The organism is Flavobacterium endophyticum (genome assembly GCF_003634455.1).
Taxonomy (GTDB): Bacteria; Bacteroidota; Bacteroidia; order Flavobacteriales; family Flavobacteriaceae; genus Flavobacterium; species Flavobacterium endophyticum.
The window spans coordinates 261,172-286,547 of the sequence record NZ_RBLC01000003.1; the positions used below are offsets into that span (position 1 = coordinate 261,172).

The window sequence follows — 25,376 nt, forward strand, 5'->3', positions numbered from 1 at the left end:
CTAAATCATTAAGATACTATTATTCTTTTCTGGCATTGTCATGATTTCACGATGCGCTGTACCTGTGTTCCCGAATCGGTTGTTACCTTCATAAGGTAGACTCCCGCAGCAAGAGCATCAAAGTGTACGATTGGATTGATGCCGTCTGCAAAATCTTCCGAATGTACAAGCTGTCCGAAAAGCGAATACACATCAGCCTTCAGCGCTTGTACTCCCGAAGGCAGCGTCATATAAAGCGATGCTGCAACCGGATTTGGATAAAAGCGGATATTTTTTGCTTCCGGATTTTCTATACCCAGAAAAAGTTCGTTAAGATAAAGTTTCGATATCGTTCCGGCTTCAGACAGTCCGGTGACCAAAAAGTCCAAATCAGTATCGCCATCCACATCGGCAAATGCCACATCGGCATTATTCAATCCTTGAAAAGGAACTGTCGCTGGAGTAAATCCTCCCGAAGCGCCATTATTCATATACAGATCAGCCCTCCTATTCGGATTCCTGTAGCCTGAGATAAAAACATCGGGATAGCCGTCATTGTTCACATCGGCAAAAACACTTCTTCCGTACTGCGCGCCTATAAAAGGAACGTCAGGAACCAGCGTAAAGTTGCCATTGCCGTCATTGCTATACAAAAGCGCCACTTTCGCACTTACAGCATCCGCACCAACAACAAGCAGATCTTTGTCACCATCATTATCAAAATCCCCTGCCGAAACAGAACCTGTCTGGATAGGCGCTATCGGCGTGGCACGTATCGTAAAACTGCCATTTCCGTTATTCTTATACAAAGTGTTCACGAGTATATTGTTTGAGGTATTTCCGGTAACAAAAACATCAAGAAAGCCGTCGCCGTCAAAGTCTTCTAGAACTACAGAACTCCTAAAAACACCCGGTGCAGTAAAGCCGCTCTGGGCCGCAGTAAGTAGCGTAAAATTGCCATTGCCATCATTTTTATACAATTCCGTAATGCCATAGAAGCTGGTAGAAAAACCTGTAACCACCAAGTCATTATCACCGTCATTATCGATATCGCCAAAAGCCAAAGCGCCATAGGTGCTCTGTGTAAATTCCACCGTCGAAAGGCTATAGTTTCCAGAACCATTGTTGATATACAGCTTGGTTGTCGGACCCGGCGTATTACCAGCAACAACCAAATCTGGAAAATTATCGCCATTCACGTCTCCGAAAGCCGCAGCACCTTCACGGATCTTGATAAAAGTAGTTCCGTCCGATAGCGTAAAATTCCCACTGCCGTCATTTTTATACATCCTTGACGTTAGTATGTAGCTTGGATCGGCGCCTCCAGTAAAAAGATCAAGATCGCCATCGCCGTCGATATCCGCAAAATCAACAGAACTATATTGGAGCCCTACTATATCAGGAGTGGGTTTTAACGTAAAATTTTGGGCTTTTGATGCCGTGCACAGCGAAAGAAACACAAGAGAAGAAAGTAAAATTATCTTCATAAGGAACTCATTTAGGGTTTAATAGCTCCTGCAATGTAAGAAATTTATAATCAAGAATAAATAAGCGACTGCATAGAAAATGCGTCCGCACTGCTATCAAAAATACGTACCGTCTGATAGCCTACAGAAATCAGGGTATTTTTTTTAGTTTTTGCCTATTGCAGATACGAAAAAAACAATAACTTTACGTTTTTGGCAGAAACGCAAAGCCATGGCAAGTTTATTAAATATGCCATTGTATGCCATATTTTTCTATATTGGTTCTTGCGTTTTATCACAATAATAGCTGATAGGTCTATTATATGTCACAAAGTAAACATATTTATTTATAATAAACAAATTTATTTTCATATGGACGGGAAAATTTTAAAGAAAAAATTGCAATTACTTGACATACAACTAAATGAAGTTGCAAAAAGACTAGACATTTCTCCCCAAAACTTGCAAAACCGTTTCAAATCGAAAGAAATCACTTTAGATTTCTTGATTGAGATTTCGAAATCGGTAAACGTTTCTGTTTATTATTTTATAAAAGGCACTATTTATGAGAATGACTTCCTTCAGCCTGACAACCATACGCTAAAAGAACCTGAAAGCGAGTTTCTTATCAACAAAGGCAGTGTTGTGGATGCCAAAAACCAGACAATTGAGATATTAGAACGTGAAGTGGAAGACTTAAGAAACGACAAAGATTTCTTAAAAAAGATAATCGATGCCAAAATAGAATTCGGCAAAAACACTGATAGCGCTTCCGACAACTAATAAACAATTTTGTGAATCACCCCGATTATCACAAAAAGAGCCAATCCTATTAAGATTTTCGGATTTATTACTTCCTACAGGAAACATTTTTCTCTTTCCTAATAATAAAATACAATTGGATTAGCATTCTTAATTAACCTCTATGATTTCAGAATATCGAAATCGATAGATGTAGCAAAAAGAATGGAAATAAAATAGCTTCTATAAAAATTAGGCTTCTTTTTAAATCCCTGCCCTTTTCCTTACATCCTTTTTTGGCTTCACAAAATGTGAACATAACGACCATCGTTCGATAGGCAAATGCCTTGCTACGCCTGTTTCTATACTAAAATTAGTACAAAAAAGCACTCAAAATCACCTCACTAAATTAGGTGAGGCAAAAATATACCAAAATTGTGGTATTGTATGCGATTTCTAAAAATCGCAATTTTGAAAAGTCGAAAAACAAAGCATTCGAAGAGAAAGTCCCAACTAACCTGCTAAATCTTTTGTTATGTATACTGTTGCTGTCCAAGAAACTCCCACACTAGCAATTGCACGAAGCATTTTCATGGTCTTTCGCTCCTTATCCTTCACAAAAAAGAGGATAAAATGCGACATAGCTGCGTTTCAACACCCTCATGAAATGCAAGAAGACTGGCAGATGAAAGAAAAATCTGCTTTTCAGTGCAAAAATTCCCTCCTCACAATTGATTTAAAATTAAACAAACAATAAACATTTTAACTTAAAACCTTTAAAACTATGTTCGAACCTTTTCTTGGCCAAATTCAGGCTTATGGATTTAACTTCCCTCCTAGAGGATGGGCTTTCTGCGATGGCCAACTTATGTCAATCGCTTCAAACACAGCTTTGTTTTCACTTTTAGGAACTACCTATGGCGGAAATGGGCAAACTACATTCGCGCTTCCTGATTTGAGAGGAAGATCTATTGTTCATCCAGGAACAGGACCTGGGCTGTCTAATATTGTTCAAGGACAAGTTGGAGGAGTTGAAAGCATGACTTTGACACAAGGCAATATGCCTATGCACGCCCACGCATTGGTTAACGGAATGGCAAATGTAACTACTGTTATAACGGCTACCAACAGTACTAGCGCAAGCAACACGGTAGACAGTGGCGCTAACGGCTTAGGAGATTCAGGCAGTATGCCAGAAATCTACAGAGAGTCTCCAAGCGGAACTGCTACTTTGGGAGGCGTTCATTCGGCTATCAGCGGTTCTACTAGCATTTCAGGTGGCAGCCAGCCTTTTGGAATACGTAATCCTTACTTAGGAATATACATGAGCATTGCTCTAGAAGGAATTTTCCCTTCAAGAAACTAATTTTAATGGGGGAGTCAAATCCCCCTTTATTTTACAATTATGAATTCTGAACTAAAAATCGGAATGTTGCTGCCCCAATCAAAGCAATACCCTTTCCTTGACCGCGATTTTATGCGCGGTATTAAGCTGAATGGCCTAAATGTTAAATTTTATATTGAAAGCATAGGCATTGGAGCAGACGAAAAGATGATTATCGACAAGATGCAAAAACTCTCTTTTCAAGAAGATATCAGGTTTTTTGTCGGTTTCTTTGGCCATCGCAACATCGCGAGCGTATATGAATATGCCTCCAGCCATGATCTTTTTCTGTTAGCCACAGACATCGGTTCTAATCTTCCTTATGCCCTACAAAAAAAACGAGGCGTATATGTCAATTCATTTGGCATAGCGGAGTCTTCTTATTATTTGGGACAGTACTTAGCCCAGAATTACAAGAACATTGCGACCTCTTCTTCCTACTATGATTCTGGCTACGGCATCAATCAAGCCGTAGAGATTGGACTGTATCAAAACAATTCAGAATTCTCAGGACATTACATCACTCCTCTGAATCCAAGAGAAAATGAAGCAGACTGCATGCAAGAAACGTTGGCTCCTTTAAAACCAGAAGCCATTTTTGCTTTTCATAGCGGCATTTATGCCGAAGAACATGCTTCTTATCTTATAAAAAACAAGCTGGCACAAAACTACCCCTTCTATTTTACCTCATTTTCGATAAGCGACAGGATAAGACAAGAATACAAAGACGCTTTTGAAGGCGATATTTTGGTTGTAGCCCCTTGGTCAGAAAATCTTAAAAACAAGAAAAACACCCTGTTTATAGAAAAATACAAAGCCATTCTCCATGAAAAACCTAGCGTTTTCAGCATGCTCGGATACGAATCAGGACTCATAGTCGAGTCGCTGCTTAGAGACTCCGACGGCATTCCTGCTTTGGATAGGCTGATAGAAAGAATGGAAGACGCTCCTGAAGGCCCAAGAGGAAAAATGGAGTTTCATTCTGATACAAACAGGACCCGTTTTGACCACTATATTTTCAAGATGACAGAAGACGAAACACAGATCGAAGCCGTCTTGAAAAACAACGGAGAATTTATCCAAAAAATCATGTCAGACAGCACGCCGGTAGCGGCTGGCGGCTGGCATAACGCTTATTTATGTCATTAAACCTTAAATTAACCATATGAAAACAAACTTTACTTTTTTTAAAGCCTGCCTGTTTTTCATGATTTGCCTCCTGACCGGAGTCAAGTCGGAAGCACAGACTATGCAAAAAGGCGATATCGCCTTTATAGGCTACAACACCAGCGGTCCGGACGGCTTTGCATTTATTGCACTGAACGACCTGCCAGCTGGCGAGACACTCTATCTCACCGAACAAGGATGGGACGGAGACGAATGGATGACCGGTAACGGCGAACCCCATCTGTCCTTTGTAATTCCATCCGGAATTACCTGCGGAAAGATTATTTCGGTTGTAGAAACTTCTGCAGACGTACTTACAGTAACCGGAGGCGGAGCTGTTACTTTTGCTCAGGGTACTGGCTTTAACCTTTCTGGAGGTGATCAGATGATTGCATATCAGTCAACGTCTGGCGTAGCTCCTGCTTCGCCTATTTTTATTGCAGCTATCCATGCCGATTTCAATTCGACAAAGTACGACCCTGTAACTACATGGAACCCACCATCAGCAAGCAGCATGAACTGGGCAACTTCAGATTCTGCAGTCCCAACAGGCCTGACAAACGGAGTAGATTGTATTTCATTATTTCCGGCACCAGGGCCAGAATTAGCAAATGCAAAATACAACGGAACACTTACAGGAACTTCTATTGCGCTTCGCGCGGCAATCAACAATCCAGCGAACTGGGTAAGCGCTAACACGCCTGTGTATGGCATTACGCCAGCTAGCTATCCGACACCTTCAGTAACGTGCATCAACTGTACAAACCCAACGGTTCCTACATTGACAGCATCTACTGCAACACTTTGCAACGGTTCTAGCAGAACGATTACAATTACTGGAACGTTGAACAGTGCTACCGCTTGGCATGTCTATTCTGGATCATGTGGCGGAACACCAGTTACTTCTACTTCTACTGGATCTTTTACAGTAAGCCCGACAGTAACGACTACTTATTATGTTCGTGGTGAAGGCGGCTGTGTGACGCCAGGATCATGTGCATCAATCACAGTAAACGTAAACCCAGCCATTGTACTAACATCAGGAAGTTTCACAACAGTAAGCTGTAATGGTGGCAATAACGGAACGGCTACAGTAGCTCCTACAGGAGGTACAGGTCCATATACCTATTCTTGGGCTCCATCTGGAGGAACTAATGCTACTGCTGCTGGTTTAGCAGTAGGAGTTTACACTGTTACCGTTACCGACAATATCGGATGTACGGCTACAAGATCATTTACAATAACACAACCTCCTGTACTTAATGGAACTACGACAGTAACCAATGTGGCTTGCTTTGGAGGCAATACAGGTGCTATCAACCTTACGCCATCAGGCGGAGTTGGTCCTTATACCTTTAACTGGGGCGGCGGTATTACTACCGAAGACCGTACCGGATTGACAGCAGGAACCTATTCGGTAACCATTACCGATGCGAATAGCTGTACACGTACAATTAGCAACATTGCAGTAGGCCAGCCGGCAGCAGCAATATCTGGAACTACAGTAGTAACCAACGTTGCCTGCTTTGGAGGCAATACAGGCGCTATCAACCTTACGCCAACAGGCGGTGTAGGTCCTTATACCTTTAACTGGGTTGGCGGTGCTACTACCGAAGACCGTGTCTTATTGACGGCAGGTACCTACTCAGTAACCATTACTGACGCCAACGGCTGTACAGGTACCGTTTCTGGCATTACAGTAGGCCAGCCAGCAGCAGTCGTATCTGGAACTACAGTAGTAACCAATGTGGCTTGCTTTGGAGGTAATACAGGTGCTATCAACCTTACGCCAACAGGCGGAGTAGGCCCCTATACTTTTAACTGGGGCGGCGGTGTCACTACCGAAGACCGTACTACATTGACAGCAGGAACCTATTCGGTAACCATTACTGATGCTAACGGCTGTACAGGTACCGTTTCTGGCATTGTGGTAACCCAACCAGCAGCAGCCGTATCTGCAGTTACTGTAGTGACCAATATTGCTTGTTTTGGAGGCAATACAGGTGCTATCAACCTGACACCAACTGGAGGTGTAGGTCCTTATACCTTTAACTGGGGCGGCGGTATTACTACCGAAGACCGCACCGGATTGGCAGCAGGAACCTATACGGTAACCATTACGGATGCCAATGGTTGTACTGGTACAGTTTCTCCAACGGTAAGTAACGTGTCGGCGGCGGCACTAGGCGGAACGGCTACTAAAACAGACGTAAGCTGCAACGGCGGTTCTAACGGAACAGCAACAGTATCTGTGACCGGAGGAACAACCCCATATTCTTACTCGTGGGCTCCATCTGGAGGAACTAATGCTACCGCAACAGGATTGGCAGCAGGAACTTATACCGTAACTGTAACTGATTTCAATGGTTGCCAGATTACAAGAACTGTGACTGTCAATCAGCCAGCAACTGCACTAGGCGGAATAATTACTAAAACAGACATAAGCTGCAACGGCGGTTCTAATGGAACAGCATCTGTAGCCGTGACTGGAGGAACAACCCCATACTCTTACTCATGGTCGCCTTCTGGAGGAACTAATGCTATGGCTACTGGCCTTACAGCAGGAACCTATACCGTAACGGTAACCGATTTCAATGGCTGCCAGATTACAAGAACTACTACTATCAACCAGCCAGCGGCTGCACTTGGTGGAACGATTTCTAAAACAGACATAAGCTGCAACGGCGGGTCTAACGGAACAGCAACTGTAGTCGTGACTGGAGGAACAACTCCATATTCTTACTCATGGTCGCCTTCAGGAGGAACTAATGCCTCTGCAACAGGTCTGGCATCAGGAACCTATACTGTGACCGTTACGGATTTCAACGGATGTCAGATTACAAGAACGGTAACAGTCAACCAGCCAGCAACAGCCTTATCAGCTGCAACAGGCGGTGGCAAAACCGACGTAAGCTGCAATGGCGGCGCTAACGGAACAGCTACAGTAGCGCCAACTGGCGGTACGCCTCCGTATACTTATTCTTGGTCTCCGTCTGGAGGAACTAATGCTACTGCAACAGGATTGGCAGCAGGAACTTATACGGTGACTGTGACCGACAATAATGCATGTCAGGCTACTCGAAGCTTTACGATCACTCAGCCTACTGCTTTGGCAGGAACGGCTTCAAAAACTGACGTAAGCTGCAATGGTGGAAATAACGGTACGGCAACTGTAGCCGTAACTGGAGGTACACCTTCTTATACTTATTCTTGGGCTCCATCTGGAGGAACTGCAGCTACTGCTACAGGACTGGCTGCAGGAACATATACAGTAACGGTAACAGATGCTAATGCTTGCCAAATTACAAGAACCGTTACAGTCAACCAACCAGCGGCTGCTTTGGCAGGAACGGCTTCAAAAACTGACGTAAGCTGCAATGGTGGAAATAACGGTACGGCAACTGTAGCCGTAACTGGAGGTACCCCTTCTTATACTTATTCTTGGGCTCCATCTGGAGGAACTGCAGCTACTGCTACAGGACTAGCAGCAGGAACATATACAGTAACGGTAACAGATGCTAATGCTTGCCAAATTACAAGAACCGTTACAGTCAACCAGCCAGCGGCTGCATTGGGAGGTACTATATCAAAAACAGACGTAAGCTGCAATGGCGGTGCTAACGGAACAGCAACCGTATCGGCTACTGGAGGAACAACGCCTTATAGCTATTCATGGGCTCCATCTGGAGGAACGAATGCTACTGCTTCAGGATTGGCTTCTGGAACCTATACCGTAACTGTAACCGATTTCAATGGTTGCCAGATTACAAGAACCGTTACAGTCAACCAGCCTGCGGCTCTTACCGCTACAACATCTCAGACTAACGTAAGCTGCAACGGCGGTGCTAACGGAACTGCTTCTGTTACAGCAACGGGAGGAACAGGCGCTTATACGTATTCATGGGCACCTTCAGGAGGTACTGGAGCTACGGCTTCTGGACTATCTGCTGGAACATACACAGTAACTATTACTGACGCTAATACTTGCCAGATTACAAGAACAGTTACGGTAACTGAGCCTGCGGCCCTTACGGCTACAACATCTCAGACTAACGTAAGCTGCAATGGCGGTGCTAACGGATCGGCTTCTGTTACGGTAACAGGAGGTACAGGCGCTTATACGTTTTCATGGGCCCCTTCAGGAGGTACTGGAGCTACGGCTTCTGGACTATCTGCTGGGACATACACAGTAACTATTACTGACGCTAATACTTGCCAGATTACAAGAACAGTTACGGTAACTGAGCCTGCGGCCCTTACGGCTACAACATCTCAGACTAACGTAAGCTGCAATGGCGGTGCTAACGGATCGGCTTCTGTTACGGTAACAGGAGGTACAGGCGCTTATACGTATTCATGGGCGCCTTCAGGAGGTACTGGAGCTACGGCTACAGGGCTGACTGCTGGAACGTACACAGTTACTATTACTGATGCTAATTTATGTCAGATTACAAGAACGGTTACTTTGACTGAGCCTGCTGCTCTTGCCGCTACCACATCACAGATCAACTTGCTCTGTAATGGCGGTGCTAACGGTAGTGCTTCTGTAACAGTAACAGGAGGAACAGGTGCATATACTTATGCTTGGGCTCCATCAGGAGGTACTGCAGCTACGGCTTCTGGACTGTCCGCAGGAACCTATACTGTGACTATCACTGACGCTAATACATGTCAGATTACAAGAACGGTTACCTTGACTGAGCCTGCTGCTCTTGCTGCTACAACGACTCAGACTAACGTAAGCTGCAACGGCGGTGCTAACGGATCGGCTTCTGTTACAGCAACAGGAGGAACAGGTACCTATACGTATGTATGGGCTCCATCAGGAGGTACTGCGGCTACGGCTTCAGGACTGGCTGCAGGAACGTATACAGTAACTATAAAAGATGCTAATCTGTGTCAGATTACAAGAACGGTTACTATTACAGCACCATCTGCAATTGCTATCGTTCCATCACAGACTAACGTAAGCTGTACTGGAGGTTCTAATGGATCTGCATCAGTAGGAGTATCTGGAGGAACAGGTTCTTACACGTTCTCATGGGCTCCGTCTGGAGGCACTGGAGCTACGGCTACAGGATTGGCAGCAGGAACCTATACAGTAACTGTTACCGACGCTAACTCTTGTATGGCTACGCAAAGCTTTACAATTACTACGGTTGCCGACACAACACCACCGACTGTTGTTACAAGCAATATTACCGTACCGCTTACGGCTGGAGCTGCTACAATCACTGCGGCTCAGGTTAACAACGGAAGTACAGACAATTGCGGCATAGCAAGCGTGACTGTTTCACCTAGCACTTTCAACTGTAGTAATGTTGGGGCGAATACCGTAACATTAACAGTAACTGACAACAGCGGTAATGTCGCAACAGCTACTGCTACTGTAACTATTACAGACCCTAGCAATTTCTGCGGTCTTTCTGTTCCTGAATTTGGAGATATCAAAATGAGATTGTATCCAAACCCTACAAACGGAATGGTGACTGTTGAATTCTCTAGAGACGTAACAGCAGAAAAAATAGAAGTATATTCTATCACTGGACAATTGATCCTTTCTGACACGAACAAGACTGCACATTCAAGCCGTCAGTTCAACATGGAAAGATTCCCTTCTGGAGTTTATCTGGTTAAGATAACAACTGCTCAAGGAACTCAAGTAAAACGCTTGATGAGAGAATAATTAGTTAGGTTAAAGTGAATATAGTTCCCCGAAACCGCCTGTGCATCTTGCATGGGCGGTTTTTTTTTACGCCTGCAGAAAAGCTAAAAATAGCTTAACAAAATCAATTGCTTTTTTCCCTACCTTAGTAGTTACGAATTCTAATCCCTTAAAACACAACAAAAATGATAACAACAAAATCATACGCTGCACAGGACAATCAAAGTCCTTTAGCGCCATGGACCTTTGAAAGACGCGAAGTAGGACCTCACGACGTACAGTTCGACATCCAATATTGCGGTGTATGCCACTCCGACTTGCACCAGATCAAAGACGACTGGTTTCCCGGAATCTTCCCGATGGTTCCTGGACATGAAATCATAGGACGCGTAGTCAAAGTAGGCGAACATGTCAAGAAATTCAAGGTAGGCGATATAGCCGGAACGGGATGTATGGTAGACTCTTGCCGCGAATGTGAAAACTGCCAGAAAGATTTAGAGCAATACTGCCTGAAAGGTAACTCGCAGACCTATAATGGCTTGGAACAAGACGGAAAGACCCCAACGTATGGTGGCTACTCCAATACCATAGTCGTAAACGAAGACTTCGTGCTTCATGTTTCAGACAAATTAAACCTTGCGGCTGTCGCTCCACTATTGTGTGCCGGAATCACTACCTACTCGCCTCTTAGACATTGGAACGTAGGAAAAGGACACAAATTAGCTGTATTAGGATTGGGCGGACTAGGCCATATGGCGGTGAAGTTCGGAGTATCGTTTGGTGCCGAAGTGACCGTATTGAGCACTTCGCCTAACAAAGAACAAGATGCTCGAAAATTAGGTGCCCATAATTTTGTCGTGACAACCGACGAAGCACAGCTGGCAGCAGCCCGAAACTCTTTTGATTTCATACTCGACACCGTTTCGGCAGAACACGACCTCAACCTCTATCTTTCTTTATTGAAGACAGACGGTACACATATCTGCGTAGGCGTTCCTTCAAAGCCTTCTCCAGTAGCAGCGTTTAGCTTGTTAGGAGGCAGAAAGAGTTTGGCAGGATCTGGAATCGGAGGCATAGCCGAAACTCAAGAAATGCTGGACTATTGCGCCGAGCATGGCATCGTATCTGAAATCGAGATGATCGATATCAAGGACATACAGAATGCATATGACAGGATGCTGAAAGGCGATGTACGCTACCGTTTTGTTATCGACATGGCAACGCTTTAAAAGCAAGCGTTACAGAAAAAGAAATCATAAAACCTTATTGCAAGTTAGCTACTATAAAGCGGCTCGCCATTGGCATCGGTTGTCAGCACTTCGCTCATGTAATCAAAAAACGGACGCATGTTCTTGAACGTCTGGTCGGCCTCTTTCAAAAAAGAAGGACTCAGCACCTCATCATCTGTAAATCTCTTGACGAGTAGGAACTGCTTGTAACGTAATAAGTCTATCGCGCTATCGGCAGCATCAAAACCTTTGGGCGTCGTCTTGAGCTGTTCTCCCTGCAATGACCCAAAAGTTGCTTTAAAGGTCTTGCTCTCTATGATTTTCCGAAGCGTATCGGGGTCAGAACTGATGTCTTCGCGGATGCGTTTTATGTCTTCTGTATTGGGAGCCCAAAAACCTCCGGCAATAAAACTGTTGCCCGGCTCGATATGAAAATAATAGCCTCCCCTACGGAGTGCGGTAGCTCTTTTATAGCCGCCGCTCCAATTGGTCTTATACGGCGTCTTGTCTTTAGAAAATCGCGTATCCCTATAAATACGGTGCAGGCTTTTTTTGCCCGATGCAGTCTCGATAACATCATGACTGCGGAGCTCCTGCAGCAGAGCATCGGCAAAATGTTCTAGGCTGTCGTATTCTTTTAGGTAGCGGTCTTTGTTCTCGTTAAACCAGTCCCTATCGTTATTCTCTTTGAGCATCTTGAGGTAGTCGAAGCTTGAAGCAGGTATGCGGGCAGGCATTTTCGTATCCATATCGTGCGGTTTTAGCTTTGCAAAGTTAGCTTCTTTTCAAAAGATTTTATGCTGTTTCCTGAGTATTTACATCAACAAATCAGCTTATAGCCAAATCCCCTGATATTAAGGATTTCTATGCTTTGGTCGCCTTCCAGTTTTTTCCGAAGCTTCGTTATATAGACATCCATCGTGCGGGTATTAAAAAAAGTATCGTCGCCCCAAAGAAGCAGCAAGGCCGATTTCCTGTCAAGCACTTGATTCTTGTGCTGCAATAGCAAGACAAGCAATTGGGCTTCTCTATGAGAAAGCTTTACGGTCTCGCCGTTATGTTTCAGTTCTTGCCTTTTCGGCAAAAAGACATAGCTCCCTATCCGATGCTCGTCGCTTTTCTCGTTTTCTGGTTCTGCCCTTCGGAGCAATTCTTTTACCCTGAGAAAAAGCTCGTCCAGACTGAACGGCTTCTTGAGATAATCATTCCCTCCGCTGGCATAACCTGCCATCACGTCTTTTATATCCGATTTGGCCGTAAGGAACATCAAAGGTATTTTCGGATCATCATTTCGTATCTGCGAAGCCAGCGAGAACCCGTCTTTGTACGGCATCATCACGTCTAATATGCATAAAGAAAATGCATGGCTCTTGTAGATTTCCCACGCCCTTTTCCCGTCAGGAGCCAGTTCGACTGCATAGCCCTCCTTTTCCAGACTGTCTTTGATGACCTTTCCTAAGAACGGCTCATCTTCTGCCAAAAGGATCGTGTGCTTCATGACAAGGGCAATTTGATGGTGAATACGCTTCCGTTCGGGACATTATCTTTCAGGCTGATACTGCCTTTGTGGGCGGCTATTACTTTCCTCACATAGTTCAGTCCCAAGCCATAGCCTTTGACATCATGTACGTTGCCCGACGGTATGCGATAAAACGGACTGAAAACTGCTTCTTTATGCTCATCAGAAATCCCAGGCCCATTGTCGGCAACCCTGATCGTCAGCTGTTTATGTTCTGCAAAACTTTGTATCTCGATAATTGGCTTTTCTGATCCTGCATATTTTATCGCATTATCGATCAGGTTGGCAATTGCCCTGCTCAGGTGCTTTTTATTGCCTTTTACTTCACTATCCTCTTCAGAAGAAATAGAGATTTGTGCGCTGCCTTCTGCCCCTGCAACAATTTCCTGCAGCAGCGTGCTGATGGCTATCGTATCTTTTAGTTCCATTTCTGAACTTTCCAGTCGCGCGGCAGCCAGTATCTCATCGGTAAGCGAGATGAGCTTGCCACTCTGGTGGCGTATGATTTCAATATAATTCTCCTGTGTTTCCTTATCGTGGTTAAACTTTTTTAGCGCTTCGGCAGTAATAGCAATCGAGGTCAAGGGCGTATTGATCTCGTGCGTCATGTTGTTGATAAAATCGTCTTTTATCGTGTTGATCTTGTGCTGGGTGAGCAGCAGCCTAAAGGTGTACCAGAAGCAGGAAAGCGTAATGAGTATAAGCAGCACCGAGCCTATCAACACCCATTTGAGCTGCCGGAGCAAGAACAGGTCGGTGTTGACGATAGTCGCCTGCAATAGCTTTTGCTTATGCGGCCTTCTCAAGGAAATGTTTACTTTTTTAGTCTGAAAGGTCTGGCCGTCGGGTTTTCTATTAAAGTCAAAAGATAATGATATGCCTCTTTTCTGCAACGAAGCTTGGTATTCTTTCTTTAAGATTCCCAATTCCAGAGGCATGTCATACGATAGCTTGTTAAGGCTGTCTCCCAACTTTTGGGTATAGAACCAAATATAGCCCTTTTTAAGTTCAGTATCCACCTGCCTTGCCATGTGGTTGACGAGCACTGTCCTACCTTTGGGAGTAATGCTATCCAGCCTTTCTTTAAAATCTTCGATGCCCATGCTAAACTGACTCTGCCCTATGGCCGAGGGTTCTGTTTCTTTTATCGTAAATACCGTCTGCTTGGCATCTGGATTCCATCGGGCCGTAATCTTGATGAAAGAAGGATCGTAAAGCCATCCCTTGAACTCTCCGACCACGATACGGCGGTGCCTGGCAAAAGAACTGTCGACTGCTTCTTCAAGCGCCTCGTTGCAATCTCTTTCAAACTGCCTGCGCTCGGCGGTATAGGTCGCATAGTTATAATAGAGCTGCAGCGCCGCGATTCCCGCAACGCAAAAGGACATCAGGACAAACGCCAATAGTATCTTTCGCTTCATACGAGCCAAAGATAAAATTTTAAAAGCGCCCTTGCCATTTTCATTAACACTAATTAACCCTTATTCAGGGCGGTTAACCTCAGCGCCTTTACCGCCAGCCTACCTTTGCACTATAACCTCTAAATACTTTAGTGATGAAAAAAAATGCGATTAAAACGGCTGCTTTAGGCTGGGCAGGACTGTGGTTCTTTTTTCCTTTTTTTACGGCAACAGCGCAAGAAAATGCATTGCCCCCTATAAAAATGAAAAGCGATTCTTATTCCGAAAACAAGGCACTGACGGATGTCATGCGCTTCGACAATATGGATTATTATACTACGAAATTTACGGGAGCTGCTTTAAAGGGCACGGAATATTATATGGTAGCCAAAGAAATTTGGGATGGCAAGGTAAAAAAGACTGATACGATCTTCAGTTCGGCCACAAACTCCTACATCGGAAAAATTGAAAATGACAGCCTTAATCTCACAGTAATTGCAAAAAAATCATCGGACAAGTCCTTGAAGATAAAGTTTCTGTTTGACCGTTTCGAGATTCAAAAAGAATACAAAAGCATGCGTTCTGACGATTACAGCCTTAGGGATTTCGGCACCCATTTCCCCATCGTATCAGGCAAGCCGTTCTATGCTTTTGCGTATATACTGCCGTATGAAGACAAAGAGGGCAACAAATACTGGTGCGCGGTTGAAAGCAGCGGCAAGGACATCGAAACCTGGGGCAAAGAATTCGGGATACGGCACTATATCTTATTCGAGATGAGGTTCGGCAACTAGCTGTTTGCAAACTAAGCAACGGGGGCTCTGGCAAACCGAGAAGAATTTCCTTAACGGTTGCCGTTCATGGCACGTATGACCCTATTTGTCCTGCGGTCGGCATACATCCGGTTCAAGGCGGTAGCGGCCCAGATAAAAGCCGGAATCCATCCGATGATGGTAAGCTGCAGAATAAGACATAATATCCCTGAAAGAACTTTCCCTTGCAATATCAAAGAGAGCCAAGGAAGAAAAAAAGCTAAAACATAACGCATGATGATTGGATTGATGATTGACAATCAAAAATAGCAAATTATATTCTTTCTTATTCATAAAAAAATAAGCCAGACTGTAGTCTGGCTTATATATTTTCTAGCTTTTTCTTTTTAACACAAGGTATTTTATACTGATCTTACTATAGTTTAGCGCCATACAAACGCTGGTCATAATAGTACTTTTGTTTGGGTTTTATTGCAGGTGAGTCTATAGTGAGTCTATAATGAGTCTATAGTGACTCTATAAAAACTGTACTTTTTATAGAGTCACTATAGACATACTATAAAGGCAATATGTTGTTATGCAGAATAAAAGTGCAATTATCCCTTATCCATCCTAAAGCTTTTCCTGTCTGTAGCAGTAGATTTGTTGATTGTCTTTACGGATCTTTTGTATTCTTTATTTCTCTCCAAACTTATTGGAGAGAATACGATGGATAGCATAAAGGCTCCCGATTTCCCATTGATTTTTTCAGTGGTAAAAGAATAGCCTGCATTGGCTTGGATAGCAAGAAGGTCAAAACCTATGGAAGGCCCGAAATGAAAAAACTGTCCCGGCATAGCTTCTTTCGCACTGAATGAATATCCGGCTCCCAATTCTCCATACAGAAACAAATATCGGTAGCCATAATGAAGGCTTATATCGCCCGTTTTTGTATGAGGATAATAGCCTGCAGCAGCCCTATAAGTAGCTCCCACAGCATAACATAGCGAGCCCATAGTAGAAGAACAATCGCAATTCTTTTGCGCGTTTACCTTTTTGATTCCTAAAAATACGCCATGCTTTAGATGGTCGTCAAACCTATATTCTAGCGAAGGCAGTACAAACGAGCAGGATGCCAGATTGTCTAATGACTCAGCCGTAGCAGCGGCAGACAAGGTCGTACTGCCTGCCTGCAGTTGGGCCAGATCTTGCGCGACAGCGCTTTCAGAAAAAACAGCCAGCAGTATCAGTACCTGTATTATTTTTTTCATCGTTTTCTTTTTTAAAAGTGGTCTGAATTGTCTTTATGCCTTGAGCTTGAGATAGCCGCTTATGATCTTGGAGCCGGTACAGCTTCCGCTTACCTTGACTACGACTAATTTTCCTTTTCCTATAAGACTGCTCCCGTTCCAAAATGTGAGCGTATTGTTGCTGCTGTCTTTTACGGGAACATTATCAATAAATACCTGAAAGGCCGCATCGTTGCAGTCAAGACTGCCGTGGATTTCGATAATAAATTCCTGCTCCGTCTTGAGGCTGGCTACAAGAATTTCTTTGTTCAGCGAAGGATAGCCCACCCAAGGTATGACCGTGGCTGCTGTTTCGGGTTGCTGAATAGTCTTCCAGTTGCCCTTGATCTGCTTGCCAGGCTTGGTCTGGCGGATAAAGATGCTTTTGCCTTCAACAGCAACAACGCCGCCTTCATATATTTTTGTCGGTATTGTTACGCCGTCTGCTATAATCTCAAATTCCAAAATCGCATCATCCATATGGATGGTATTTTGTATAGAATATACTTTTTGGTCAAGGTTGTTGGTCGCGGTGATACGCGTATAGGATCCCGGTCCGGAAGTAGACCATCCGCCTGCATTGAGCGTATTCTGAGAATAGGAGGCCATTGCGATAAGGCAAAAGATAAGGGAGAAGCTATTTTTCATTGCGGTATGTTTTTACATTAGAGGTATATTTATTCAGAAACAGCATTCAGCTTGTCTTTTAGCTCTTTTATCTTGACGTCTTGTTCCAGCTGCTTGATCAGCTTGTCTTTAGGATCTTCAGGCTCTTCTTTTTTAAACTTGTCCAGAATTCCTGAAATTTTTTCAGGGGCGGCATTAAGCTTTTCTAAATCTACCGTAGCAGTCGTTCCAGAAATGGACAAGATGGAGCCGAGGCCTGGGTGCAATTTAAAAACCATGTTTTTCATGTTTGAAGGGCCTGCTGCTACGATTCCGTATTGCGGCACCATAAGGTCTACTTGTTTTTCGACCGTGTTTTTGTCTTTTGTTTCTTTAAGTATCTGGAAGCGCGCTTCGGCTGGAATAGTATAATAGAAAGATGCTTTTTTATCGTCTTTTTTATTATGGCTGGCGACTACCTCTCCTATCCCTTTTTCTATTTTATGAAGCTGGATATAGATAGTTTCTGTTGGCGTAATTTCTTCTTTTTCAAATCCGGTAGTGACATAATTGGAGAACTCGGGCGCCATCTTGATTCCTTTGGTCTTGTCGATAGAAAAGAGCTTGATCTTGTTGTAGGTGCTTGCTCCATTTCCGATTTCATCCATATCTTCTGGGTCAATCTCAAATTGAATTTTTACGCTTTTTATGGTAATCTTTCCTGTAAAATCGCTTAACAGTTCGTCTCGTAATTGATTGACTTTTTGAAGCTTGAACTCCACTACTTCTTTATTGGAGCCGTCTGAATTCTCCAGAATTTTTTTCAGCATGCTTTGGTAAATCAATATCTTATCGTAGCTTTCCTTGGCCAGCTTGTATTTCTTTTCTTCTTGGTTATTGCATGGACTATGTAGTGATGCTACAGGTTCGCTTCCTAATCCGGCTATCCCCGGAATCAGCGTTGCATAATTGACTACGGTGCTGATCAGCGGTACTATCTGGCTTTCGTTTTTTACATCCGAAGAAGTCAGTTCCCCATCTTTTGAATATTCAAGGGAAAAGTCATTCTTGTTCAAAAAATTTCGGCTCATATTCATTTGGTAGACTTTGGTCTTATCTAGTATAGACCTAGAGGTAATTTCCATATTCTTGATTTTATAGGAGGTGCCAGCGGTTTCTTCTACTTCAATATCAAAGCATGGGGCATATTCGCTGTATTTTCCTGCTTCGATAGTCTTCTTTTCGATTTCAAAAGAGGCCGTTAATATGGTTTTCGGCAGGGCATAGTAAAATCCGTTTGCATTGGATGCTGTTCCTGAATTCAGCTGCGATGTCCTTACCGTGGAGCAGCTCCACAATACTACAATTGCGAGAAGGGGGGTGATTTTTTTCATAATTAATTGATTTTAAAAGGTTGTTGGTTTAAAAATTGGGACGAAGCGTAGCCTGTCTCGAAAGTTGGAAAAATTTTATCTTCCCACATGGCTTTGCTTAGGATGCCGAAATAGTCTTTATAATTTCCTTCAAAAGATTTGTCTTTTAGTACCGACTCTATCAATGAAGTGAAGGGGCTGGTAGAACCGTATACTGTAGCGATGCTTCCGTCTTGCGTGGCTCCTAGGTATAAGAAGTCTAATTGCATTCCATTGTCTTGTTTCCCTTCAAGAAATCCGAAAGCTGGAATAGCCCGGCCTTTGTTTCTGAAACTCAGCATCGATTTATAAATGGTGCCGGAGTTGCAGGCATCTACAATAAATAGCACTCTTGCCTTGGTCTTGATACTGGTCAGTATTTCATATATCTCATCATCAACCAGCTTCCTGTCTTCCGTAATCAATACCTCATCTTTATTGTCCCCTGTTTCGTCTAAAACTCCGGTATCAGGAACTTGGTCGCCATGCCCGAAAAAGTAAAAAACAAAAAGATCGTTTTCCGTGAGCTTATGGAGCTGCGACAGGAGATTTGCTTTCAGCACATCTGCTTTTGGCGAGTGCAGTTTGGCAATATGCTGCTCTTGGAAGTCATTTTTCAGCAATATTCTTTCTAGGGCATCTACATTATAGGGTGCGCTTTCGGTAAACACATTGCTATAGCCCGAAAGGCTGGTTCTTGCTGCCCCTACCAGCAAAGCATATCCCGTTCCTTGGGGCAATGCCAATCCTTCGGTTGTTTCCATTTTATCTGTTTTCATCGTGCAGGAAATGAAGAGCAAACAGCTGCATAAAAAGACAGCACCTTGCTGAACATTTTGTAATCGGATATAAGAGGTTGTTTTCATGATGTGCCTGTTTGCTGTTGTATAGGCCAAAGCTACCGCGACACTTAGACTGCAACAATAGGGAAAACCCTATTGCACCAAAGGCTTTTCCCTAACTCATTGAAATAGCAACAAATACATAAATTATTAAGAAAAAAGTGATATTTTAGCTAGGCTATGGTGCGATGGGGAAATAACCCAGACGAAATAGGGAAAACCCTATTGAGTCAGAAATGGATATGAGCCAACTTTGTCATGAACTTAATTATAAACCTCCAATATTTAAATTATGAAAAAAACAGTACTATTCTTATTCCTGTCGTTGGCAATGATAGGATGCAAGGAGAAAGAAGAAACGCAAGACGACACAAGGGCTATGGCTGCTACCAAAAACCAGCAAGAATGCTTGGGACTGGAAGAGTATAGAAAAATTGATGATTTAAAGCTAGAGCCTCCAAAAAAAGATTCGTTGAGGGCAGATTGGCTTAGAAAATACGGGAAGGCTGTATGTATTGATACGCTTTATTTGAGTACTATAGAAACGCATGAGATAAAACACACACCGTTTAAGCTCGGTACAGGCAAGTCTTTTGCAATCAAATGGGAAGATTTGAAAAAGCTGACAGAATCCTATTCAGCATATGAAAAATATGTGGGCTTTAAGCTTGATGCGTCTAAAGAAATTGCAGGCATTGAGATAGAGCCTAAATTTAGCGATACAAAAGTTTGCTATTCTCTTCCTCTTTTTAGGAGTATTGCTAGAGAAAACGAAGGCCTTGACATCAGTTTTGAATTTATGTGGGCGCTAGTCGGCAACAGCAAGCAGGAGACAATTATTTTCAGGGTCTTGAACGGCAAAAACCCGGCAACCTTTTTCGACTTTTCTGATGAGCCTAGAATCGATGCTTCGGGATACAAAAAAGCACCGCTTTAAAACAGCAACAATTAATTATCTTACTAAAGAATGGTAGAGTTTATTTATCAATTTTCAAAGCCCCTAAAGATTCTCGTACTGCTGACTTTGCTTTTTGCTTTGTCTAGCTTGAAATGGAAAAACATCACACATCGGTTTTTGCTCGTAATTCTGTTGGTGTGCTTTTTTATGGAATTGACAAATTCAATATTGCTATTCTATTCAAAGTCTATAGTCTTGGAATCCACAATTGGCGCTATCCTGCATCATGGATTATGGCTGTGGCTATTAGCCAGGAATGCGGTTTTTCAAAAAACTGCATTCTTGTTGCTATATGCTTTTTTACTCTTTGCCATTGCCAGCCTTCTTTTTATTGACGGGACACAAAAATTCAACTATTATACTTTTGTCGTTGGTGCCTTTCTGTATATAATCATCTTTATTTATGAGAGTTCTTATAGGCTCAGGAAAGAAAGTTTCGATTTTTTTCTGTCTAACACATATATCCTGCTTACAGCGCCCGTACTGTTTTTCTTCGGACTGAGCTTTATGTTTGGTTTCAACAGCAAAAACGTTACCTCATTCCTTCTTTTCGGCCATATAAAACTTTATACCTTTATTACTTACTTTGTGAATATCGTCTATTATTCTTTGATAAACATTTATATTTATCGTGAAAAAAAGTTGAAAAATGGTGAATGATGTAGCCTTCGGAATCGTTATCGGACTGCTATTTATCAGTCTCCTCATCCTCTTTTGCGTGGTACTGGTAAAGCTGTATATCCGCAAAATCAAAAACTACACTAAGGTCATCTACCAAAAAGATATTGATTTCCAAAAGGCAATGAATGCGGCTATCATCGAGACACAGGAACAGGTATTGCAGAACATATCGCAAGACCTGCATGACGATGCCGGGCAGCAGCTCACCTATATTAATTTCCAGATCGAAAATCTCAAGCTCGATTCGCCGGAGCTGAACCAGACCTTGCAGCCGCTGTCTCAGTCGGTCAGCGGACTTTCCCAGTCCATACGCAGCATCAGCCATTCCCTGAACAACCAAGTACTGCTACAGCAGGATTTGACAAAAGCTATCGAATCGGAAATACTGCGCCTGCAGAAAGGGCCTATTCCTATTGAGCTTGTACAGAAAGGAAGCACTAAAAGGGCATTTTCGACGAATGAGAAGATCGTGATTTATAGAATCTTTCAGGAAATCATGAATAACTGTTTCAAGCATTCAAAAGCCGGACGTATCGAAATTCGCTTAAGGACTGGCCCGAGTTTTGAAATGGTCATTGCCGACAATGGCAAGGGATTCGACTATGAAAAGATAAAGGACACTACCGCTACAATGGGACTACAAAACATCATCAGCCGTGCCGCTATTATTGATTATTCCGTAAACATTTATTCTGTAATCGGCGAAGGCACAAAGATTCGGCTATCAGAAAACAAAATCTCCTAGACATGGAAAAGACAACCATAGGCATCATCGACGACCATAAGATCGTCAGGCAGGGTTTAAAAGAACTGCTGGAAAAAATCAGCAATTATACGATTACGGCAGAATTTGACAATGGTGCCGACTTTTTAGCGGCGCTCCCTTTAGAAAGTCCGCCTGATTTGTTTATATTGGACTATTCCATGCCCGGAATGAACGGCATAGAAGTACTGAAAGCGCTAGAAGAAATAGAAGGCGAATACAAAGTACTGCTGCTTACACAGCATTTTGACGAGCAGATTATCGATGCAGCCTACCATCACGGAGCCAGAGGTTTTTTGCATAAAAACTGTACCGCACACGATTTGAAGTTTGCCATCGACAACATCGTAAAAATCGGCTACAACAACGTTTCTGAAATACTAAAGCGGATGCGGAATTATGACGAATCTCCGAGCAAAGACGCCAAAAGCCAGATCTTATTGTCCGATAGAGAGCTGAAATTCTTAAAGCTGGTGTGCGACGAAAGAGAACTGACCTATGACCAGATGGCCGACAGCATGGGATTGTCTGTAAAATCTATAGAATCGTACCGGACAGCTTTGTTTGAACGGTTCGGCATCAAATCGAAAGTGGGACTGGTTTTATTTTCGTTTAAATACCAGATAACGCCACCTTTTATATAATACTGCAGCAGTGCTTGTCTTGAGGTTGTAACTGGGTAACCATTTTTGTCGTCCAAAGCGCTAAAATCAACCTCTCACAAATGAAGAAATTCCTAACGACTTCCCTACTGCTTATTGCTGCCTTTATAGCTGCTCCTGCCCAAAATTTTGAACGCAAGGTCGACAGCCTGATCTCGAACGTTTTTACCGATAAAAAAGGGCCGGGTGCCGTGTTCTTAGTAGCAAAAGACGGAAAGCCCGTTTACCATAAGGCATTTGGCAAAGCGAATCTGGAATTGGATGTCAATATGACCACAGACCAAGTCTTCCAGATAGGCTCGATTACCAAACAATTCACGGCTGTTGCCATACTGATGCTCGAACAAGAAGGCAAGGTTGACCTCAACAGCAGCATTTCTAAATACATTCCAGACTATCCTGCGGGCGACAAGATTACCTTGCACCATCTGCTGACGCATACTTCGGGTATTAAAGATTTCACCAAAATGAAGTCCCTGCAGCAGATTGCCCAGAAAGACCTAACGCCAAAAGAAATAATCGATTTCTTCAAGAATGAGCCTGTTGATTTTCTGCCAGGTGCAAAATTCGAATACAACAATTCGGGTTATGTGATTTTGGGCCATATCATCGAGTTGGTTTCTGGAGAAACCTATGAGGCCTATATCCGGAAGCACATTTTCGAAAAAGCCGGAATGTCTGATTCACGTTATGCCGATGATACCGCTATTATTAAAAACAGGGCTTACGGCTATCGCAAGAAAGACAATGCGTATGTCAACAAAGGGCGCATCAGCTTTACGATTCCGTTTTCTTCTGGCTCGCTGATGGCAACCGCAGTAGATATGCTGCATTGGCAGCATGCCCTAAACAATAATCTGCTGCTGGATAAAAAGACGGCAAAAAAGGCTTTCACTAAAAAAAGCTTGAACAATGGCGATCCCATTAAGTACGGCTATGGCTGGCATCTGACGGAACTGGACGGAACCGCAACGAGAGAGCATGGCGGGAGTATTTTCGGCTTCAAGTCGATGGCAGTGTATATCCCAAGCGAGGATATTTATGTCATCGGATTCAGCAACTGCGACTGCAATTCGCCTACCCAACTGACCCGAGATATCGCATCGGAAGCATTGAAAGCATTTAAATCTAAACGATGATATTCCATCATTCTAAAGAATGATTATCTTTGTGGCAAACAACAACACAGCAATGAATTACTTCTCATCCGATTTCAAGCTCGGAATACTAGGAGGCGGACAGCTTGGCAAGATGCTGCTGGCCGACACCCGAAAATTTGATATACAGACGTATGTCTTAGACCCAAGTGCAGAGGCTCCCAGCCGAATGGGATGCAATAAATTCTTTCAGGGCGACCTTATGGATTTTGATACTGTTTATGAATTCGGAAAAAAGGTAGATGTCCTGACTTTTGAAATCGAGCTCGTAAATCTGGAGGCTTTGGAGAAATTAGAATCCGAAGGGTTAAAAGTCTATCCTTCTCCAAAAACATTACGCAAGATCCAGAACAAAGGAAGGCAGAAAGATTTTTATACAGCAAACAGCCTGCCCACTTCCCCATTCAAAAGATTCAACGCTTTAGGAGCATTAAAAGCGGCTGTAGAAAATACTACTGTTTCCTTTCCTTTTGTATGGAAAAGTGCCGAATTCGGTTATGATGGCAACGGAGTGAAAGTCGCAAGATCTATAACGGACTTGGCGAATCTTCCCGACGTGGAATGCATTGCCGAAGACATGGTGCCGTTTAAGAATGAATTGGCCGTAATCGTAGTCCGTAACCCGAAAGGCGACATCAAGACGTATCCTGTGGTAGAGATGGAATTTCATCCAGAAGCCAATCAGGTAGAATATGTCATCTGTCCGGCGCGCATTGACGAAAAGGTAGCTGCAAAAGCAAGAGCCATTGCCTTGCAGGTTTCTGAAGCCTTTGGACATGTAGGCTTGCTTGCAGTTGAAATGTTCCAGACAGAAGATGATACTATATTGATTAATGAAGTAGCACCGAGACCGCATAATTCTGGCCACTACAGTATTGAGGCCAGCTACACGTCGCAGTTTGAAAACCACTTAAGGGCCATCCTAGATTTGCCTTTGGGCAACACCGACAGCAAGGTTGCAGGAATCATGGTGAATCTTGTAGGCGAAGAAGGCCATTCCGGACAAGTCGTATACCAAAACATTGAAAAGATATTAGCCATTGATGGCGTGACACCTCATATTTATGGAAAACGCGAAACAAGACCGTTCAGAAAAATGGGCCATGTGACCATCGTAAATGAAAATATAGCCGAAGCAAGAAAGACTGCAGAGGAAGTAAAAAAGCTGATACGCGTGATCAGCAACTCATAAAGAATCTAAACCATTAAATCGTATACAATGAAAATCGCAATCGTAATGGGAAGTGTTTCAGACATGCCAGTCATGCAAGAAGCCATCGACATACTAAAAGAATTCGGAATCGAGACGGAAGTCGATATCGTTTCGGCACACCGCACGCCAGAGAAATTGTTCGACTTCAGCAAAAATGCCCATAATCGAGGCATTGCTGTCATCATTGCTGGAGCCGGCGGAGCAGCACATTTACCGGGAATGGTAGCGTCAATGTCGCCGCTTCCTGTAATTGGAGTTCCTGTAAAATCAAGCAATTCTATCGACGGCTGGGACAGCATTCTTTCTATCCTTCAGATGCCAGGCGGCGTTCCTGTGGCAACAGTAGCCTTGAATGGCGCTAAAAACGCAGGCATATTGGCCGCACAGATTATCGGGAGTTCCGACAAATCTGTATTAGACAAAATCATCGCTTACAAAGAAAACTTAAAAGAAGGAGTCATCAAGGCTTCGGAAGGGCTGAAATAATAATG

At 43.3% G+C, this 25,376-nt stretch carries 22 protein-coding genes; 13 read left to right on the plus strand and 9 right to left on the minus strand.

Going from position 1 to position 25,376, the window contains the following annotated elements; all coding sequences use genetic code 11:
* Window positions 1–38: 38 nt before the first annotated feature.
* Window positions 39–1,466 carry a T9SS type A sorting domain-containing protein gene (locus CLV94_RS12685; protein ID WP_121376862.1) on the minus strand — a complete coding sequence of 476 codons (1,428 nt, stop codon included), beginning with the start codon at window positions 1,464–1,466 and terminating at the stop codon, window positions 39–41.
* A 351-nt stretch (window positions 1,467–1,817) separates the two neighbouring features.
* Between CLV94_RS12685 and CLV94_RS12690 the strand changes: the two genes are divergently transcribed.
* The 5 genes from CLV94_RS12690 (at window position 1,818) to CLV94_RS12715 (ending at window position 11,631) form a co-directional block, all read left to right on the plus strand.
* Window positions 1,818–2,228: a helix-turn-helix domain-containing protein gene (locus CLV94_RS12690; protein WP_121376863.1), complete on the plus strand. Its 411-nt coding sequence runs from the start codon at window positions 1,818–1,820 to the stop codon at window positions 2,226–2,228.
* Window positions 2,229–2,970: 742 nt separating this feature from the next.
* The gene (locus tag CLV94_RS12700) at window positions 2,971–3,552 is read left to right on the plus strand and encodes a phage tail protein (protein ID WP_121376865.1); all 582 of its coding nucleotides are present in this window, start codon (window positions 2,971–2,973) and stop codon (window positions 3,550–3,552) included.
* A gap of 39 nt (window positions 3,553–3,591) precedes the next feature.
* On the plus strand, window positions 3,592–4,719 hold the full coding sequence (locus CLV94_RS12705) for an ABC transporter substrate-binding protein (protein ID WP_121376866.1): 1,128 nt from the start codon (window positions 3,592–3,594) through the stop codon (window positions 4,717–4,719).
* Window positions 4,720–4,735: 16 nt separating this feature from the next.
* Window positions 4,736–10,423, plus strand: a complete 5,688-nt coding sequence (locus tag CLV94_RS12710) for a T9SS type A sorting domain-containing protein (protein ID WP_121376867.1) — start codon at window positions 4,736–4,738, stop codon at window positions 10,421–10,423.
* A gap of 164 nt (window positions 10,424–10,587) precedes the next feature.
* On the plus strand, window positions 10,588–11,631 hold the full coding sequence (locus tag CLV94_RS12715; protein ID WP_121376868.1) for an NAD(P)-dependent alcohol dehydrogenase: 1,044 nt from the start codon (window positions 10,588–10,590) through the stop codon (window positions 11,629–11,631).
* A gap of 44 nt (window positions 11,632–11,675) precedes the next feature.
* Here CLV94_RS12715 and CLV94_RS12720 read toward each other — a convergent pair whose 3' ends face one another.
* The 3 genes from CLV94_RS12720 to CLV94_RS12730 all read right to left on the minus strand — a co-directional run bounded on the left by CLV94_RS12720 (window position 11,676) and on the right by CLV94_RS12730 (window position 14,571).
* Window positions 11,676–12,380 (minus strand): DUF2461 domain-containing protein, encoded by a 705-nt coding sequence (locus tag CLV94_RS12720; protein WP_121376869.1) that lies wholly within the window; start codon window positions 12,378–12,380, stop codon window positions 11,676–11,678.
* A 71-nt stretch (window positions 12,381–12,451) separates the two neighbouring features.
* Window positions 12,452–13,129, minus strand: coding sequence for a response regulator transcription factor (locus CLV94_RS12725; RefSeq protein ID WP_121376870.1), 678 nt, complete (start codon window positions 13,127–13,129; stop codon window positions 12,452–12,454).
* Window positions 13,126–14,571: a sensor histidine kinase gene (locus CLV94_RS12730; protein WP_121376871.1), complete on the minus strand. Its 1,446-nt coding sequence runs from the start codon at window positions 14,569–14,571 to the stop codon at window positions 13,126–13,128. Before CLV94_RS12730 ends, CLV94_RS12725 begins: the two co-directional genes overlap by 4 nt.
* Before the next feature lie 134 nt (window positions 14,572–14,705).
* Between CLV94_RS12730 and CLV94_RS12735 the strand changes: the two genes are divergently transcribed.
* Window positions 14,706–15,344, plus strand: a complete 639-nt coding sequence (locus CLV94_RS12735) for a hypothetical protein (RefSeq protein WP_121376872.1) — start codon at window positions 14,706–14,708, stop codon at window positions 15,342–15,344.
* A 50-nt stretch (window positions 15,345–15,394) separates the two neighbouring features.
* Here the strand turns inward: CLV94_RS12735 and CLV94_RS12740 are convergent, their stop codons facing one another.
* The 5 genes from CLV94_RS12740 to CLV94_RS12760 all read right to left on the minus strand — a co-directional run bounded on the left by CLV94_RS12740 (window position 15,395) and on the right by CLV94_RS12760 (window position 19,475).
* On the minus strand, window positions 15,395–15,622 hold the full coding sequence (locus CLV94_RS12740) for a YqaE/Pmp3 family membrane protein (RefSeq protein ID WP_317125119.1): 228 nt from the start codon (window positions 15,620–15,622) through the stop codon (window positions 15,395–15,397).
* Between the two features lie 297 nt (window positions 15,623–15,919).
* Entirely contained in the window at window positions 15,920–16,573 is a 654-nt protein-coding gene (locus CLV94_RS12745) for a hypothetical protein (RefSeq protein ID WP_121376874.1), read from the minus strand.
* A gap of 33 nt (window positions 16,574–16,606) precedes the next feature.
* Entirely contained in the window at window positions 16,607–17,239 is a 633-nt protein-coding gene (locus CLV94_RS12750; RefSeq protein WP_147406626.1) for a hypothetical protein, read from the minus strand.
* Between the two features lie 29 nt (window positions 17,240–17,268).
* On the minus strand, window positions 17,269–18,591 hold the full coding sequence (locus CLV94_RS12755) for a DUF4831 family protein (protein WP_121376876.1): 1,323 nt from the start codon (window positions 18,589–18,591) through the stop codon (window positions 17,269–17,271).
* 2 nt (window positions 18,592–18,593) lie between these two features.
* Window positions 18,594–19,475, minus strand: a complete 882-nt coding sequence (locus CLV94_RS12760; protein WP_121376877.1) for a caspase family protein — start codon at window positions 19,473–19,475, stop codon at window positions 18,594–18,596.
* A 268-nt stretch (window positions 19,476–19,743) separates the two neighbouring features.
* On the opposite strand from CLV94_RS12760, the gene CLV94_RS12765 reads away from it, so the two are divergent.
* From CLV94_RS12765 to purE, 7 genes are all read left to right on the plus strand, one after another.
* Entirely contained in the window at window positions 19,744–20,388 is a 645-nt protein-coding gene (locus CLV94_RS12765; RefSeq protein ID WP_121376878.1) for a hypothetical protein, read from the plus strand.
* 30 nt (window positions 20,389–20,418) lie between these two features.
* On the plus strand, window positions 20,419–21,069 hold the full coding sequence (locus CLV94_RS12770) for a hypothetical protein (RefSeq protein ID WP_147406627.1): 651 nt from the start codon (window positions 20,419–20,421) through the stop codon (window positions 21,067–21,069).
* Window positions 21,059–21,835 (plus strand): sensor histidine kinase, encoded by a 777-nt coding sequence (locus CLV94_RS12775; RefSeq protein ID WP_121376880.1) that lies wholly within the window; start codon window positions 21,059–21,061, stop codon window positions 21,833–21,835. Before CLV94_RS12770 ends, CLV94_RS12775 begins: the two co-directional genes overlap by 11 nt.
* A 2-nt stretch (window positions 21,836–21,837) precedes the next feature.
* Window positions 21,838–22,497 carry a response regulator transcription factor gene (locus tag CLV94_RS12780; RefSeq protein ID WP_121376881.1) on the plus strand — a complete coding sequence of 220 codons (660 nt, stop codon included), beginning with the start codon at window positions 21,838–21,840 and terminating at the stop codon, window positions 22,495–22,497.
* 80 nt (window positions 22,498–22,577) lie between these two features.
* Window positions 22,578–23,654, plus strand: a complete 1,077-nt coding sequence (locus CLV94_RS12785; protein WP_121376882.1) for a serine hydrolase domain-containing protein — start codon at window positions 22,578–22,580, stop codon at window positions 23,652–23,654.
* Between the two features lie 52 nt (window positions 23,655–23,706).
* The gene (locus CLV94_RS12790; protein ID WP_121376949.1) at window positions 23,707–24,864 is read left to right on the plus strand and encodes a 5-(carboxyamino)imidazole ribonucleotide synthase; all 1,158 of its coding nucleotides are present in this window, start codon (window positions 23,707–23,709) and stop codon (window positions 24,862–24,864) included.
* A gap of 27 nt (window positions 24,865–24,891) precedes the next feature.
* Window positions 24,892–25,371 carry a 5-(carboxyamino)imidazole ribonucleotide mutase gene (purE, locus tag CLV94_RS12795; RefSeq protein WP_121376883.1) on the plus strand — a complete coding sequence of 160 codons (480 nt, stop codon included), beginning with the start codon at window positions 24,892–24,894 and terminating at the stop codon, window positions 25,369–25,371.
* Window positions 25,372–25,376: the final 5 nt, after the last annotated feature.